This is a genomic window from Pseudoalteromonas denitrificans DSM 6059 (assembly GCF_900112265.1).
GTDB classification, from domain to species: domain Bacteria; phylum Pseudomonadota; class Gammaproteobacteria; order Enterobacterales; family Alteromonadaceae; genus Pseudoalteromonas; species Pseudoalteromonas denitrificans.
This window is the reverse complement of the sequence record NZ_FOLO01000015.1, coordinates 61598-77760: the sequence shown is the minus strand read 5'-3', so window position 1 is coordinate 77760 and position 16163 is coordinate 61598. Positions and strand designations below refer to the sequence as shown.

The 16163-nt window shown below is 36.0% G+C and carries 13 protein-coding genes; 9 read left to right on the top strand and 4 right to left on the bottom strand.

What is annotated here, in order from left to right; genetic code table 11:
• Window positions 1–56: 56 nt before the first annotated feature.
• Window positions 57–815, bottom strand: coding sequence for a sortase-associated OmpA-like protein PdsO (gene pdsO, locus BM088_RS11450; RefSeq protein WP_091983810.1), 759 nt, complete (start codon window positions 813–815; stop codon window positions 57–59).
• Window positions 816–1035: 220 nt separating this feature from the next.
• On the opposite strand from pdsO, the gene pdsR reads away from it, so the two are divergent.
• On the top strand, window positions 1036–1725 hold the full coding sequence (gene pdsR, locus BM088_RS11445) for a proteobacterial dedicated sortase system response regulator (RefSeq protein ID WP_091983809.1): 690 nt from the start codon (window positions 1036–1038) through the stop codon (window positions 1723–1725).
• Window positions 1725–3854, top strand: a complete 2130-nt coding sequence (pdsS, locus tag BM088_RS11440; protein ID WP_091983807.1) for a proteobacterial dedicated sortase system histidine kinase — start codon at window positions 1725–1727, stop codon at window positions 3852–3854. The genes pdsR and pdsS overlap by 1 nt, the downstream gene beginning before the upstream one ends.
• Here pdsS and BM088_RS11435 read toward each other — a convergent pair.
• Together BM088_RS11435 and BM088_RS11430 are read right to left on the bottom strand one after the other, a co-directional pair.
• Entirely contained in the window at window positions 3851–4576 is a 726-nt protein-coding gene (locus BM088_RS11435; protein ID WP_091983804.1) for a hypothetical protein, read from the bottom strand. The genes pdsS and BM088_RS11435 overlap by 4 nt on opposite strands.
• 143 nt (window positions 4577–4719) lie before the next feature.
• A complete protein-coding gene (locus BM088_RS11430) occupies window positions 4720–6429 on the bottom strand; it encodes a substrate-binding domain-containing protein (RefSeq protein ID WP_177208023.1) in 1710 nt (569 codons plus the stop codon).
• 631 nt (window positions 6430–7060) lie between these two features.
• Here BM088_RS11430 and hutG point away from each other — a divergent pair.
• The 6 genes from hutG (at window position 7061) to fdhD (ending at window position 15100) form a co-directional block, all read left to right on the top strand.
• Window positions 7061–7849 (top strand): N-formylglutamate deformylase, encoded by a 789-nt coding sequence (hutG, locus tag BM088_RS11425; RefSeq protein ID WP_091983854.1) that lies wholly within the window; start codon window positions 7061–7063, stop codon window positions 7847–7849.
• 11 nt (window positions 7850–7860) lie between these two features.
• The gene (locus BM088_RS11420; protein ID WP_091983800.1) at window positions 7861–9222 is read left to right on the top strand and encodes a formimidoylglutamate deiminase; all 1362 of its coding nucleotides are present in this window, start codon (window positions 7861–7863) and stop codon (window positions 9220–9222) included.
• A gap of 79 nt (window positions 9223–9301) precedes the next feature.
• On the top strand, window positions 9302–9835 hold the full coding sequence (locus tag BM088_RS11415; RefSeq protein WP_091983797.1) for a formate dehydrogenase subunit gamma: 534 nt from the start codon (window positions 9302–9304) through the stop codon (window positions 9833–9835).
• The gene (locus BM088_RS11410) at window positions 9835–11397 is read left to right on the top strand and encodes a formate dehydrogenase beta subunit (protein ID WP_091983795.1); all 1563 of its coding nucleotides are present in this window, start codon (window positions 9835–9837) and stop codon (window positions 11395–11397) included. Before BM088_RS11415 ends, BM088_RS11410 begins: the two co-directional genes overlap by 1 nt.
• Window position 11398: 1 nt before the next feature.
• Window positions 11399–14278, top strand: a complete 2880-nt coding sequence (fdhF, locus tag BM088_RS11405) for a formate dehydrogenase subunit alpha (protein WP_091983792.1) — start codon at window positions 11399–11401, stop codon at window positions 14276–14278.
• A 3-nt stretch (window positions 14279–14281) separates the two neighbouring features.
• Complete coding sequence (gene fdhD, locus BM088_RS11400) at window positions 14282–15100, top strand: formate dehydrogenase accessory sulfurtransferase FdhD (RefSeq protein ID WP_218156505.1); 819 nt, start codon at window positions 14282–14284, stop codon at window positions 15098–15100.
• Between the two features lie 16 nt (window positions 15101–15116).
• Here the strand turns inward: fdhD and BM088_RS11395 are convergent, their stop codons facing one another.
• Complete coding sequence (locus BM088_RS11395; RefSeq protein ID WP_091983790.1) at window positions 15117–15479, bottom strand: hypothetical protein; 363 nt, start codon at window positions 15477–15479, stop codon at window positions 15117–15119.
• Window positions 15480–15783: 304 nt separating this feature from the next.
• Here BM088_RS11395 and BM088_RS27225 point away from each other — a divergent pair.
• Window positions 15784–16163 (top strand): YHS domain-containing (seleno)protein (locus tag BM088_RS27225; protein ID WP_091983787.1); only part of this gene is annotated, 380 nt, incomplete at its 3' end.

The window sequence follows — 16163 nt, the reverse complement described above, 5'->3', positions numbered from 1 at the left end:
CCTCAACCTGTAATTAACGCCATCTTGTGGCCTGTAATAAATTAACCTTAAAGTGATTAGTACTGATTACTCGCTGTGTGTGTTTTAGACTGCACCTTTTTAGCCTTAACGGTTACTCGACGGTCAAAAAAATCACCTTCATAATCGGTTTGTTTTGCAACTGCTTGGCTTTCACCAAAGGCATGACTAGATAAACGTTTATGATCAACACCTTGTTTAATTAAATACTGCTGAACTTGTGCCACGCGTGCTTTAGAAAGTTTTAAGTTAAATGCTTCCTCTCCCCTTTGGTCAGCAAAACCATTTAGGTCTATTTGGATATCTGGATTTGTTTTCATCACTTGAGCAAGTTCCGATAATTGTTTAGCAAAATGAGATTCAATTTTTGCAGAACCCGTTCTGAACTGAACCGTCATAGCCATTAAATTATTGATACGTTGTTTTTGCAGTTGAACTTTTTCAAACTCAACCTCTTCCAATCGAGATTCTAGATTTTCAGTTTGAGCTACAAGCTCTTGATAGTTTTGCGTTTTAAATTCCATAGCCACTATTTGCTTATTTTTTGAGTCTATTTGTTCTTTATCCACTTCGATTTTTCCGATTAAGGTACCTGTAAACGCCCCTATAAAGGCACCTATCGGGCCGCCAAATACAGCACCGATTACAGCACCTGAGCTCAAACCTATCACTTCTTCTGTTTGTATTTCTTTTGGTTTATGTGACGCTGCTTGTGCTGAAAATGTTGGAACGCAAAGTGCCAAAACTAATGCTGAAGTAAGTGCTGTTTTATTTAAGTTAAAAGTAGATTTTTTCATTATGTTTGCCTCAATGTTTTAAATTATTTAATTAGTTGGTTGTGCTTGGTTGATGAATTAATTAAAACACGCTGATATGGCGATAAAAGGGATGAAAAATGGCAATGCAAAGGTCAATTGTGGCAAAAAAATGGCAATGTGCTTTTTTGCATTTTAATAGTCAGTATTTTAGGTATAGTTCTATACAACAAAGCGATATACGTTAAACCTGAGATACTAAATGAAAAAAATAGCCATCATTGAAGATGAAACAGCCATTAGAGAAAACTACAGCGAAATGCTGTCTAAGCAAGGTTATCAAGTAAGTGGTTATGCATCTCGTCCAGAGGCCGAACTTGCTTTTAATAGTGCCTTACCCGACTTAGCCATTATTGATATAGGATTAGGGGATGAAATTGATGGTGGTTTCGCCTTATGTCAAACTTTACGCTCTTTATCTAAAACGATTCCGATTATATTTTTAACCGCACGAGACAGTGAAATAGATACTGTCTGTGGGTTAAGAATGGGCGCTGATGATTATTTAACTAAAGATATAAGTCTGCCACATTTGGCTGCACGTATAGCCGCATTATTTCGCCGAATGGAAGCCCTAGAGCTACCGGCATTAGAGGAAAACATTATTACTCGAGGTAAACTCAAAATAGATAATAAACGCATGCAAGTATTTTGGTTAGAGGCTTTATTAGACTTAACCGTGACTGAATTTTGGATGGTGCATTCTTTAACAAATCGCCCAGGCCATGTGAAAAGTAGAAATGAATTAATGCATGATGCCAAAATTTATGTAGATGATAGTACTATCACTTCCCATGTAAAACGCATTCGTAAAAAGTTTATCAAACTTGATCCTGACTTTGATTGCATTGATACAGTTTATGGAATGGGTTACCGCTGGGAGCAAGCTTAATGCGCTTTGGTTTACGCAGTCAGTTTATTTTACTTTCATGTTTTTTGGCTTTGCTACCTTGGTTAGGTTATGAGTATGTTTGGGAAATGGAGAAATATTTACGCCAAGGACAAGAAAAAACCTTAGTTGGTACCACCCGAGCATTAGCAACTGCGTTACATGAACGACCTAAACTTTTTGATGAACAAGCCAGTTTTTTACAACAAGTGGTAAAAGGGCGTGATTTATACGCTTATAACTTACCCAATCGCATCCAATTAGATGGCAAATTACATGACTGGAAAACTTACCGTCCTTTATTTTGGCATTATGATAAAAGCTATTTAACACCGATTAATTCAGCACATCAAGAAAGTGACTTATCCTTTAGCCATATGGTGGGTAAATATCAAAATTATCTTTATGCCGTATTTAAAGTAAAAGATAATATTTTAAAGTATCGAGGTGCAAATAGTTTAAGCATTACAAGAAATGATCACCTGAAAATAGCCCTCAAAAGTCCAGAGGGCTCATTATTAAACTATATTATTGCTCCTAAAAATGATGGCTGGATCACGGCATATGATGAGTCAAACCTTACACCCATAGCTAGAATTCAAGGACACTTTTCGAGAACTGATTTTGGTTACAATATAGAAATTCGCATGCCATTAAATATGATAGGCAACAAATTAGGATTTGCGATAGTTGATATAGACAATATAGACACTCCGGTGAAAACAATATCGACTTCAAATTTGCAGGATTTAACACAATTAGGATCTGTATTATTACCTTCACCTGAAATCGAGCGTATTATAAAAGGCATGGGACATTCAGGCAGTCGCATTTGGGTTGTCGATAATCATCATAGAGTATTGGCGCAATCAGGGAAAATTCAAGATGCTGATGGTGTTTGGTCAAAAAGTCTAAATGATGATCCCAATAAAATAAGTAAATGGCGACAATTTGAAACCCAATATCTCCATCCTTTATATTATAAAATTTTAACTAAGCCACCAGCTGATTTTTTAGATACCTTATTTGATGTCACCTCATTACAAGGTAAGCATATTGTAGCTGCTTTAAAGGGAAAACCAGAGTCAAGTTGGCGCTTAACCCCCGACAAAAAAGCACTTATCTTATCTGCCGCTTACCCTATTTGGATTGATGATAAAGTGATGGGTGCTGTCATTGCCGAAGAAACGACAAATGGTGTTCGTACTTTAAGAAATAAAGCTTTAGAAAAATTATTTACGGTAATTTTAACCGTAATGTTAATAGGGACTTTAATATTATTCTTTTTTGCCTCCCGTATTTCTAGCCGTATACGTACACTTAGAGATGCTGCGGAAGCTGCAATTGACCCCCAAGGTCGTATTTTAGGTATTATTAAAAGCTCTAAAGCTAAAGATGAAATTGGTGATTTATCTCGTAGTTTTGCCAATATCGTTGGTCGGTTAGGTGGTTATACCCACTATTTAGAAAATATGTCATCACGATTATCACACGAACTTAGAACACCTGTTGCTGTAGTGCGTTCATCACTAGAAAGCCTGCAATTACAAAACTTAGACACAGAGAGTCAAAAATATATTGAAAGAGCAACCGAAGGTGTAAACCGATTAAATAAAATCATCACCACTATGAGTGAAGCTACACGTTTAGAGCAAAGCATTCAAAGTGCGGAAGCTGAAGGATTCGATTTAACAAAAGTAGTGTCGGGGTGCATGCAAGGATATCAAATGGCTTATGCTGAAAAAACGTTTGAATTAAACCTCAATGTAGAGCCAAATTTAATGCAAGGCGTACCAGAGTTTATTGCACAACTATTAGATAAATTAATTGCTAATGCCGTTGAGTTTTCAAGTGAAAACACAGAAATTTCAGTTTTATATACGATTAACAATCAATCAGCTGAAATTTCAGTAAGCAATAAAGGTCCTTCTTTACCTGTTGATATCGGAGAGCATATTTTTGACTCTATGGTATCGGTACGCAGCCAATCACTACAGAAAAAGCCCCATTTAGGATTAGGTTTATATATTGCCCGTTTAGTAGCCGATTATCATAATGGTAAATTAACAGCGAACAATTTATCCGACGGTTCCGGTGTAGTATTTAAGTTAGTTTTGCCAATTAAAATTTAACAATTCACTGAAGGAGTTAAATCAGTTTGCAAAGAGCGCTCTAAAGCCTCTTGTAAACTGAGCTTTTTCACCACATTTTCAGCTGTTTTTACAGAAGAATCTTGTTGTTTTGCTGTAGCACAATCATTAGACGCATTTTTAATTTTTGACTTTTTTGATTCTGATTCTCCTTCTAGCAGCGCATTTAATTGCGACTTAATACGTAATTTTTTGTCTACCAAATTTGTATTCATCGCTTGTGCTAATACTTCTTTTGTTCTCGCTAATTTAATGGAAGATACTGTAGTTTGAGGTGAAGTATTTTCAATACCAATACGCTGTAAAGACAAACCTTCTTGCTCCATTTGTGCAATTAAATTATCTGATGGTAATTTAAGTTCACTTATATTTTGATTCAATAATCCTCTGATCTCAATAGACTCTGCCATAGAGAAACCACTCATTAAATCTATTAGTTTTTGTTTATCTAAAAAGACTTTAAATAGATGATTTCGAATAATACTCGGTGAACTTTCATTTGAAATTTTAGATTCATTTTGCTTTAAGCTGAAATCAGTAATGCACAAGCCCTCATTACGCATCTGTTGTACAAGTTCATCAGATGGAATATTCAAGGCCTTAATAGCCTGTGCGATATTGAATTTTACTTGAAGGGCTTCTTTTACGGAGTATTTATTAAAAACAGCTATTAAATTTTCTTGTTGCGAAAAAATAGTAAACATAATATGCACTCTTAAAACGATATAATTCCTGCATGTTAAATGGCATTTATGACAATACGATTAAATCTTTATTTTTTCCTGTAAACTTCAAAGATAATAATCAAAGTAGATGCAATACAATTAATATTGCATCTGAAATTCACTTAAAGCAGCCATACTTCTACGCGACGGTTACGCTCACGGCCCGTTTCAGTATTATTATTGGCAACGGGCAGTGCTTCCCCCAGCCCTTCAATTGCCATTACTGGAATACCTCTTGCTACTAGCTCCCTTTCAACAGACATAGCTCTAGTCAAAGATAATTGCGTATTTTTGATTTTAGCGCCAATACTGTCTGAAAAACCCATTAAAACAAGTCTCCTACCATTATTTTGCTCCATAAAATGAATCAATCTTTGCAAATCTCGCTTACCTTTATTATCAAGCTCTTTATCACCATAATTAAACCTAAAATTTAAAGAAAGACGTTTCGCGATTTTGGTATATTCATTATACTTTTTGGGCGCACCTTTTAGGGGATATGCATTTTCAACTTTTATATTTTGTGAAATTAATCCTGTTTTTTCTACAATGTTTTGGCCCAATAAGGAAATTGCAAACTGCGCAAAATCTTTCACCGTATTGGAAGCTGAAGTAGGAGTATAAAAATATAATCTTCGGGCTAGTGCATAATCTTCAGTACCAATAGTAAAGCGCGTTGGAAAAATAGCCGTAGTGCCCGCACCTTCAGAAATCGCCAAAGCTTTATTGTGCAATACATAATTCAAACCAATAAAACCGATGGCAGCTTCATCCTGAGATATTAAAGTAGAAAGTGCTGAACTTGATTCTAACCTTTTTGCAGTATTTGATAGTTTTTTATCAAATTTTTTCAAAACTAAACTTTTAAATGTATCCCAAGTTCCCGATTGTGCATCTCGTGAAAATAGCTTTATTTTCAGGTCAATGCCTCCTAGTTGTGCCCAGTTATTTATTTCACCAGAGAAAATTTTAGCTAATTTTTCAGTAGAAATATGTTGAATTGGATTATTTTGGTTCACTATGATGGCGAGCCCATCTAAACCAATAATATGTTCATTTCCAACTTTATTTAAATTACCTAACTTAGCTTTTAAGTCTGTTACCTCTGCTGATTTTATACGACGTGACGCCATGCCTAAATCTGTTTTTCCAAGTTTTAAATCTTTAAATGCCGTGCTTGAGCCATGTGCATGTAATTCAATTGCATAAGCCTTATTGTTTTTAATATATTGTAAAGTGCGCTCGACTGCGTTATTTCCTGCTATCCAGAGATAATCTTTCACACCTTGTTGCTGTAAATAATCTACTAACAAAGCTGGAGCCAGTTTCTCACCTATGGTATTTGAACCATGAATTCTAAACGAAATTTCAGCATCTTTAGCAGGTAAAGTCATTTTTATAGGGGTTTTGCTTTGCGTTCCTTTTAAAGCTTTATAGGCCAGCAACTCTGGTTTTTGTACGTTTTTAGAAGTCATTTTTTCAGATGTATCATACATCTGCGGCATAAAAAAGAATGAAACTAAAACGGTTGACATAATAAAAAATAATGAAATAACTAAAAATGTCTTTTTCTGATTTTTTTTATCTACCAAATTTTCGCTTTCAGATGACATTGAAGGAGTAGCTGAATAGTTATTAATCCAATTAATAACTTCAATAATATCAGGGTGATTTAACTCAAACAGCTCTTTTAAAACTAACTCTCGATACTCTTGCTCATCAAGCATTTTTTGATATGAAATATTAATTTCAAATTCACTTTGTGACAATTGTGCTAATTTCTTTAATTGCGAAATCAACTCATCGCTATGGCCATTAAATGACTTATTCATAATATTGATTACTATCTCAAGTTTTTAAACATAATAAAAAAAAATAATTTCATTTTTATGACATTTGTAATCTCGCTCAATTTTTTATTTGCATCTCATTACATTTTCACCACAATAACTTACACATTTAAGGTACGACATTACAAGGTTTTATGAAATGATGGATGAATAGAATTTGAACTTTTAATTGGAAGGCTATTATGCATCTTTTACTAGAGATCTTAAGTAAAGAAGAAATAGATTACATCTTATATTTATACCGATGTGAGACGATATTGGAAACGTCTTAATTTCCCTCAAAGAGTACTTATTTTATTTAATAATTAAAAAATAACGTCTTTACACGTTAATTTATATTTAATATCTGTTTTTATTTAATTCAAAATTAAACAAATAAACCTCTCACTATGAGCCTCACATCAAAATATCCATAGCTTTTCAAAAAGTTAAACATCATTAAAACTAAATAAAAACTTATCCCTCATTTTGCTTTTTTATTTTTTACAAACTCTCTATATTTAAAATTCTGGTTATAGAGTTGGCTGTTTTGATTAGGCATGGTAAATTATACCCACAACTTGTATATACAAGCTCGTTAAATATCATAACAGTGACAGCTAAGGGTAATAAAATGACATCAAGTTACACACTCAGCAAAGGAAAAATTCCATTATTGATCAGCATGCCGCATAACGGTGAAGGTATTCCTGATGATATAAAAACGACTATGACAGATAAAGCGCTCAATGTTGTAGATACCGATTGGTATATGGATAAGTTATACGACTTTGCAGATGAGCTTGGTATTTATATTATTAATCCAAAATATAGCCGTTTTGTAATCGATTTAAATCGAGATCCTGATGGCGTTAACTTATATCCAGGTCAAGATACAACTGAGCTTTGTCCTACAACCGCCTTTGACTCCTCTCCTCTATATTTAGAAGGCATGAAGCCTGATGAAACTGAAATTCAACGCAGAGTTGCGCTTTATTGGCGTCCATATCACTTAGCCATTAAAGAAACTTTAAACCAAATGCAACAAGAATTTGGTAAAGCTGTATTGCTTGAAGCACATTCTATTTTATCTCATGTTCCACGGTTTTTTGAAGGCCAATTACCCGACTTTAATTTTGGCACAGCCAATGGAGCAAGTTGTGATGAAAGCCTGATGAAGCAAGTTGAAAGTTTAGATTTCTCACCATATAGCAGTATAAGTAATGGACGATTTAAGGGCGGGTTTATTACTCGTCATTTTGGCCAGCCAGAGCAAAATATTCATGCGTTACAGCTTGAGTTATCACAACGTACTTATATGAACGAGCCCAGCAATGAATACAACATTAACAAAGCTTATGCCGTGAAACCAAAATTGAAACAACTGGTTGAAACTTTAGCTAGTTTTGCTCAAGAAAAATAAAGAGTATTAAAATGAAATTATTTGCAAAAAAAATATTATTAAATGATGGTTGGCACAGCAATAAAACAATCACTATTTCTGAAGGGGTTATTACGGCGATTGAAGCAGGCCAAGTTGAAAATGCTGAAATAGCTAAAGGCGCAGTGATCCCTGGTATGGTTAATTGTCATTCTCATGCCTTTCAACGCGCCTTTGCAGGTTTTAGCGAACAAGGCAGCGAAGGACAAGATAGCTTTTGGACTTGGCGGAAAATCATGTATCAATTTCTTGATAAGTTATCGGCCAATGATGCTCAAGTGATCGCAACTCAGTTATATATTGAAATGCTAAAAATGGGTTATACCCGAGTAGCTGAATTTCATTATTTGCATCATCAAATTGATGGGCAAATTTACACGCCACTGGCAACTATGGCTGAGTCTATATTTAAAGCGGCTAGCACATCAGGCATAGGTTTAACGATACTACCAGTTATGTATCGCTTCAGTGGTTTTGGTCCAATAGAGCCCAATGATGGACAAAAACGTTTTATTAATTCGATAGAACAATTCAACCAATTAGTAAGTGATTGCTTTTCTCTGACACATAACTACAGCAATACTAATGTTGGTATTGCCCCTCATTCATTACGTGCTGTAGATAAAGAGTCTCTACACAGTGCGGTTGCTCATGTTAGAAATTTAGATAACAAAGCCCCGATACATATTCATATTAGTGAACAACAAAAGGAAGTTGATGACTGCCTGTCGCATTATGGACAGCGACCGGTGCAGTGGTTATTAAATAATGCTAATTTAGACGAGCATTGGTGTTTAATTCATGCAACCCATATAGATGAAAGTGAGCGCCAAGGCATTATAGAAACAGGTGCTATTGCAGGTATTTGCCCAACAACAGAAGCTAATTTAGGTGATGGCATATTCCCTACCACAGAATTTTTAGCTGAAAATGGCACCTTTGCTATTGGCTCTGATAGCCATATTTCGGTGAACCCTATCGAAGAGTTACGTTGGTTGGAATATGCACAAAGATTAATAAAACAACAACGTGCTATTTTAGCCACTAAAGAACAGGCATCTGTCGGTTTACATTTATGGCAAAAAGCGGCCCAAGGTGGTGCACAAAGTACCAATAGTAATACAGGTAACTTAGCGATTGGCAAACAAGCTGATTTACTTGTATTAGATATAGATCAAACAAAGTTATTTGCCAGTAATGATAAATACCTTTTAGACAGTTTGATCTTTGCAAGTCAGAAAAATCCAGTGCAAGATGTAATGGTTAATGGTACTTGGGTTATTCAAAACGGTAAACACGCACAAGAACAAATCAGTGCAAATGATTTTGCTAAAATTTTAGAAAAAACAGCTTAGAAATAAACAGCTCACATGCAGGGGTGCCGGTGAGCAATAAAATAGCTTAGCAAGTTAAATGTAAAATGGGCGATATAAAATGAATGATTTACAAAACACCTCGGGGAACGCTGATGCGCAACTCAATAAACTAACAATAATAGTTGATAGCAAAAAAGATTTACCCGGTGGATTATTGCCTATTCTACATGATATTCAACATGAATATGGTTTCATTCCCAAGGTTGCACTTGGCATTATTGCAACTAAATTAAATCAAACTGAAGCCGAAATTCATGGTGTGATCAGTTTTTATCATCACTTTCGTTTAACTGAACCTGGTGCAAATATTGTTGAAATATGCCGTGGCGAAGCATGCCAAGCTATGGGTTCTAAGCAGTTGGAAAATCACGCTAAAACAAGTTTAAACATTGATTTTGGCCAAACAACAACAAACAAAAATGTCACCTTAGAACCTGTTTACTGCTTAGGAAACTGTGCTTGTGCTCCTTCTGTGAAAGTAGGTGATAATGTGCATGGTCGTATGAATGATAAAAAATTCGATAAACTAATGAACAAACTGACCACCTTCGAGTTATCTTTATCAGACAATAAATTACAGGAGAATAAATAATGGATGTTAAAGTATTTATTCCTCGTGATACCACAGCCCTTGCTATGGGTGCAGATGATGTTGTTAAAGCGCTTAAATTTCAATCTAAACAAAATATTAATATTATTCGTAATGGTTCTCGAGGATTATTTTATTTAGAACCTTTGCTAGAACTTGCAACTTCCAATGGCAGAGTCGCATTTGGCCCTGTTGAAGTTGATGATGTGGAAAGCTTAATTGCGCACGGTTTATTAGAACATAATATTGATAAACTCCAAAACCACCCTTTATATTTAGGCTTAACCAAAGACATTCCTTATTTAGCTAAACAAGATAGACTCACCTTTGCTCGCGCCGGTATTATTGACCCTATTAACCTTGATGATTATTTAAGTTTGGATGGTTTTAAAGGCCTAGAAAAAGCGCTTAATTTAAATAATCAACAAATTGTTGATGAAGTTAAAGCATCGGGTCTACGAGGTCGTGGTGGTGCTGCATTCCCAACCGGCATAAAATGGCAAACCGTATTAGATGCGCCAGCTTCCCAAAAGTATATAGTGTGTAATGCTGATGAGGGTGACTCAGGTACATTTGCCGATCGATTAATAATGGAAGCAGACCCTTTTGTTTTAATTGAAGGTATGATTATTGCCGGACTCGCAGTGAATGCGACTCAAGGCTATATTTATCTACGTAGTGAATATCCTCAAGCCAAAATTATTTTAGAACAAGCCATTAAAATTGCTTACGATAAAAATTATTTAGGTAAACATATTTGCACTTCAAATAATCATTTTGATCTAGAAGTGCGCATAGGTGCTGGTGCTTATATTTGCGGCGAAGAAACCTCATTACTCGAAAGCTTAGAAGGTAAGCGTGGTTTAGTACGCTCAAAGCCCCCCTTACCTGCTATTGAAGGTTTTTTAGGCCAACCAACTATTGTAAATAATGTAATATCGCTAACGTCCGTGCCTATTATTTTTACAAAAGGTGCACAATATTATGAAAATTATGGCATGGGTCGCTCACGTGGCACTTTACCAGTGCAGCTTGCTGGAAATATAAAACAAGGGGGCTTGGTTGAGCTCGGTTTTGGCGCCAGTTTGGATACTCTGATCAACGAGTTTGGCGGTGGCACTTATTCAGGTCAGCCTATGAAAGCAATTCAAGTGGGTGGGCCATTAGGTGCTTACTTACCAAAAACACAATGGCATACACAACTTGATTATGAGGCATTTAAAGACATTGATGCGGTATTAGGGCATGGTGGTGTTGTAGTTTTTGACGATACAGCAGATATGGCACAACAGGCTCGTTTTGCAATGGAGTTCTGCGCCGTAGAGTCATGTGGAAAATGCACACCTTGTCGTATTGGTTCAGTGCGTGGCGTAGAAGTGATAGATAAAATAATCAATCACGATAACCAAAAAATGAATTTAGAATTACTGAATGATTTATGCGATACCATGGAATTAGGCTCTTTATGTGCCATGGGTGGCATGACACCATTTCCTGTTCGCAGTGTAATAGAGCATTTTGGCTCTGATTTAGTTAAACCTAGCTTAGCCAAAGGAGAAAAGTAACATGGTTGAAATTTTTGATCCTAAAAATGCTGATTTAGGCACTCCTGAAGTTAAGTCTGATATTCAAATTACCTTAGAAATAGATGGTAAAAAAATAACGGTTCCACAAGGCACTTCTATTTTTAGAGCTGCCGCTTTAAATAATATTACCATTCCTAAACTCTGTGCTTCAGATAACTTAGAAGCGTTTGGTTCTTGCCGTATATGCGCAGTTGAAATTAATGGTCGTCGAGGTACACCTGCATCTTGTACGACTCCTGTAGAGAATGGCATGCAAGTCAGTACTCAAAATGAAAAAATAGCCCGATTACGCCGTAATATTATGGAGCTTTATATTTCAGATCACCCACTTGACTGCTTAACGTGTCCTGCAAATGGTGATTGTGAATTACAAGATGTTGCAGGAGCGGTTGGATTAAGAGAAGTCAGGTACGATATCAGCGAACAAGGGTTCGTAGGAGAAAACCATTTATCTGCTAAAAAAGATGAATCTAACCCTTACTTCACTTTTGATCCCAGTAAATGCATTACCTGTTCTCGCTGTGTTCGCGCCTGTGAAGAAGTACAAGGCACCTTTGCTTTAACAATCGAAGGGCGTGGTTTTGACTCTAAAGTTTCAACAGGTTTAGATAACACATTTATAGACTCAGATTGTGTTTCTTGTGGTGCATGTGTGCAAGCCTGTCCGACTGCAACTTTAGTTGAAAAAAGTGTGATTGAACAAGGTCAACCAGATAAAAGCATCGTTACGACTTGTGCTTATTGTGGTGTTGGTTGTACCTTTGAAGCTCAAATGAAAGGTACAGAAGTGATACGTATGGTGCCTTATAAGGGTGGTGAAGCAAATCATGGTCACTCATGTGTAAAAGGTCGTTTTGCATTTGGCTATGCCACACATAAAGACCGTATTACTCAACCTATGGTACGAAACTCTATCGATGAACCTTGGCGTGAAACGTCCTGGGATGAAGCTATTAATTTTGCGGCAACTAAACTCAAAGCCATTCAAAAAAAATACGGCAAAGATAGCATAGGTGGTATTACCTCTTCTCGTTGTACCAATGAAGAAACTTATTTAGTACAAAAAATGATCCGCGCTGCATTTGGTAATAATAATACAGATACCTGTGCCCGAGTATGTCACTCACCAACGGGTTTTGGTTTAAAAACCACTTTAGGGGAGTCTGCTGGCACCCAAACTTTTGATTCAGTGATGCAGGCCGATGTGGTTATGGTAATAGGGGCAAACCCAACTGATGCCCACCCTGTATTTGGTTCATTGCTTAAAAAACGTTTACGTCAAGGAGCAGGTTTAATTGTTGTAGATCCACGAAAAATCGATTTAACCAAAAGTCCACATGTCACACTTGATCATCATTTGGCCCTAAGACCAGGTACTAATGTTGCTTTTATAAATGCTATGGCACATGTGATCATAAATGAAGGTTTAGAAGATAAAGCGTTTATTAAAAACCGCTGTGCAACTAAAGCTTTTAATGCATGGGTAGCGTTTATTAGTGACGAACGTCACGCACCAGAAAATACTTCAGACATTACAGGCATTCCTGCAAATGAACTTCGTTTAGCTGCACGTTTATATGCAAAAGCAAATAACGCCGCTATTTATTATGGTTTAGGTGTTACCGAACATTCTCAAGGCTCTAGCATGGTAATGGGTATCGCTAACCTAGCTTTAGTAACAGGTAATATAGGTCGAGATGGTGTAGGTGTTAACCCACTTCGTGGACAAAATAATGTACAAGGCTCTTGTGACATGGGTTCTTTTCCACACGAATTACCTGGCTATCAACATGTTGCAAATACGCTATTACGCGAAAAATTCGAAGCTAACTGGAATGTATCTTTAGATCCTGAACCTGGTTTACGCATTCCAAATATGTTTGATGCAGCAATTGATGGAAACTTCAAAGGTTTATATTGCCAAGGAGAAGACATTGCGCAATCAGATCCTAATACTCAGCACGTACAAGCGGCACTGAATTCACTTGAGTGTTTAGTTGTACAAGATATCTTTTTAAATGAAACAGCAAAATTTGCCCATGTATTTTTACCTGGTTCATCATTTTTAGAAAAAGACGGTACTTTTACCAATGCCGAACGCCGTATTAACCGCGTACGAAAAGTTATGCCGCCACTTGCAGGCTTAGCTGACTGGCAAGTTACGATGGCACTTTCAAATGCCATGGGTTATGAAATGAATTACCAACATCCATCGCAGATCATGGATGAAATAGCACAGCTTACACCAACATTTAAGAATGTAAGTTATGAAAAATTAGAGCGTTTTGGCAGTATCCAGTGGCCTTGTAATGATACAAGCCCAGATGGCATGCCTATAATGCATGTTGATAGCTTTCCCACTTTAGGCGATCAAAGTGGTAAGGCTAATTTTGCTATTACTGAATATGTTGCCACGACAGAGAAGGTAAATAAAAAGTTTCCATTATTATTAACCACAGGGCGCATTTTGTCGCAATATAATGTAGGCGCACAAACAAGGCGAACCGATAACCAAGTATGGCATGATGAAGATGTTTTAGAAATACATCCTAATGATGCTCAAGAACGTGGCATTAATAATGACGATTGGTTAGGTATTAACAGTCGTGCGGGAGATACTGTACTAAAAGCAAAAATCAGTGAACGCATGCAACCAGGAGTTGTTTATACCACATTTCACCATCCTGATAGCGGTGCAAATGTAATCACAACAGATAATTCTGATTGGGCAACCAACTGTCCTGAGTATAAGGTAACAGCGGTACAAGTAAATAAAGTAACTTCACCTTCAAACTGGCAAAAAAGAAATAAAGTATTTTCAAAACGCCAGCAAGACTTTTTACCCATGCAGGCTAAATAACTTGTGAAATATTCAGTGAGTAACGGGTTACAAATAGTAACTCGTTCTATACGAACGAGTTTGGGCTCAGAACAAAGTCAAGACTTTGTAATCGAGGAGCAGGCAATCGCGTTTGTTTATAACGGTATTTCACATGCAGTTATGATGGCAACCCCTGTCGATTTAGCTGATTTTGCACTGGGTTTTAGTTTAAGTGAAGGCATCATAAATTATAAAAATGATCTGCTTGATTTAGAAATTGAAGAGAATGAACTTGGTGTTGAGCTAAACATCACTATCAGTAATCGACATTTTAATGTACTGAAACAAAAACGTCGTACTTTAGCGGGCAATAGCGGTTGTGGTTTATGTGGTTTAGAATCTTTACAACAAATATCAAACAAACAACAAACCAGCTTAGCAACTACACCTTTAATGAACTTTTCAATTATTGAAACAGCATTAAATAAATTTAGAGATAAACAAATATTAAATATTCAGGCTGGTGGCGTACATGCCGCCGCTTTTTGTGATATAAAAACAGGCAACATTTTACTTATTCGAGAAGATGTCGGCAGGCATAATGCCCTTGATAAATTAATTGGAGCGATTCAAAATAACGAATCAATCCCTCAATCAGGTTTTATAATTTCGTCTAGTAGAGCCAGTTATGAAATGGTTGATAAAACCATTACTGCTGGAGTTAATCACTTAGTGACTATTTCAGCCCCTACCAGCAAAGCAATTGAATTAGCTAAGAAACATCATTTAAACTTAATTGGTTTTGCCCGAGAAGACAGGCAAGTGATTTATAATGAGAGCGAAAATCATATTTCGCTCTAAAATAGCATGACTATAATTAACGGCCATCTTCAAATAAAGCTGTTGCAGAAGCCGTACCCCAAGTATTGTCTTGGTATAATATGAGTGCTTCTGCTTTATTTGATCTAAATGCTCTTATAGTAAATGAACATGATGTACCTGAAGTCCCACAGCTACTTGCTGCATTACTCCATATCACTGACTTTATTGGTTTTGAAGCACCTGATATTCTAAATACCGCTGTTGCAGTGCTTGCTCCCCAAACTAAGGCCTCACAATGGTTAGTTGTATAATGATCATATGCTTGAGTATCAACATAACACTCCATATTAACTGCCATAGCCTGAGCACCAAATAAAGATGATGCTAATAAAATACCTGTTTTCAATAATTTATTCATGTTAATCCTTTTATTATTAGTTTTATTTACCCACTAAAAGTGGTACAAAAAAAGTACCCTAAAAAGGCTCTTTTGCGCAAGAAATTTTTACTAAAAACTAACATTTTGGCTTGTTTTTATAGCAACAACTCATCATAGTGAAATTTAAAAATAAACTTCTAATTTCAGTGAATAATGAAAGAAAACAATAAAATAACCGTTCAGGTATAGAACTAATCAATCACTTTTTATCGAATACAAAATAAACTCAACATTTTTACATTTGTATTTTTAACGACTTAAGACTCAAAAATTGGAATAAAGAATGAATAAATTAATCTATACTCTTTTCTTAATATTTTCACTATCAGCTTTTTCAGGAGAGTTTTATACAAGCAAAAGAGGTGTAATGGGAGGTTACGATCCTGTCAGTTATTTTAAACAAAAAAGAGGTTCTAAAGGCTCTGCAAAAATAACATATCAATGGGCAGGCGCCACCTGGCGATTTAAAAGTGAAGAAAATAGATCTTTATTTATTGCTTCACCGCGAACATATGCACCTCAATTTGGTAGTTACTGCGCTATGGCAATGGCGCATAATGAAAATGTAATTTCAAACCCCAAAATTTCAACCATTTTTGAAGATAAACTTTACCTTTTTTATACTAAAGATGCCTATCGTTCTTGGAAAGCAAATAAAAAAAG

Excerpts from the sequence above, each read along its gene's own strand:
- BM088_RS11430 (WP_177208023.1), bottom strand. The coding sequence starts at position 6,429 with ATGAATAAGTCATTTAATGGCCATAGCGATGAGTTGATTTCGCAATTA.
- BM088_RS11420 (WP_091983800.1), top strand. The coding sequence starts at position 7,861 with ATGAAATTATTTGCAAAAAAAATATTATTAAATGATGGTTGGCACAGC.
- pdsR (WP_091983809.1), top strand. The coding sequence starts at position 1,036 with ATGAAAAAAATAGCCATCATTGAAGATGAAACAGCCATTAGAGAAAAC.
- BM088_RS11395 (WP_091983790.1), bottom strand. The coding sequence starts at position 15,479 with ATGAATAAATTATTGAAAACAGGTATTTTATTAGCATCATCTTTATTT.
- hutG (WP_091983854.1), top strand. The coding sequence starts at position 7,061 with ATGACATCAAGTTACACACTCAGCAAAGGAAAAATTCCATTATTGATC.
- BM088_RS11435 (WP_091983804.1), bottom strand. The coding sequence starts at position 4,576 with ATGTTTACTATTTTTTCGCAACAAGAAAATTTAATAGCTGTTTTTAAT.
- pdsO (WP_091983810.1), bottom strand. The coding sequence starts at position 815 with ATGAAAAAATCTACTTTTAACTTAAATAAAACAGCACTTACTTCAGCA.
- fdhF (WP_091983792.1), top strand. The coding sequence starts at position 11,399 with ATGGTTGAAATTTTTGATCCTAAAAATGCTGATTTAGGCACTCCTGAA.
- pdsS (WP_091983807.1), top strand. The coding sequence starts at position 1,725 with ATGCGCTTTGGTTTACGCAGTCAGTTTATTTTACTTTCATGTTTTTTG.
- BM088_RS11415 (WP_091983797.1), top strand. The coding sequence starts at position 9,302 with ATGAATGATTTACAAAACACCTCGGGGAACGCTGATGCGCAACTCAAT.
- BM088_RS11410 (WP_091983795.1), top strand. The coding sequence starts at position 9,835 with ATGGATGTTAAAGTATTTATTCCTCGTGATACCACAGCCCTTGCTATG.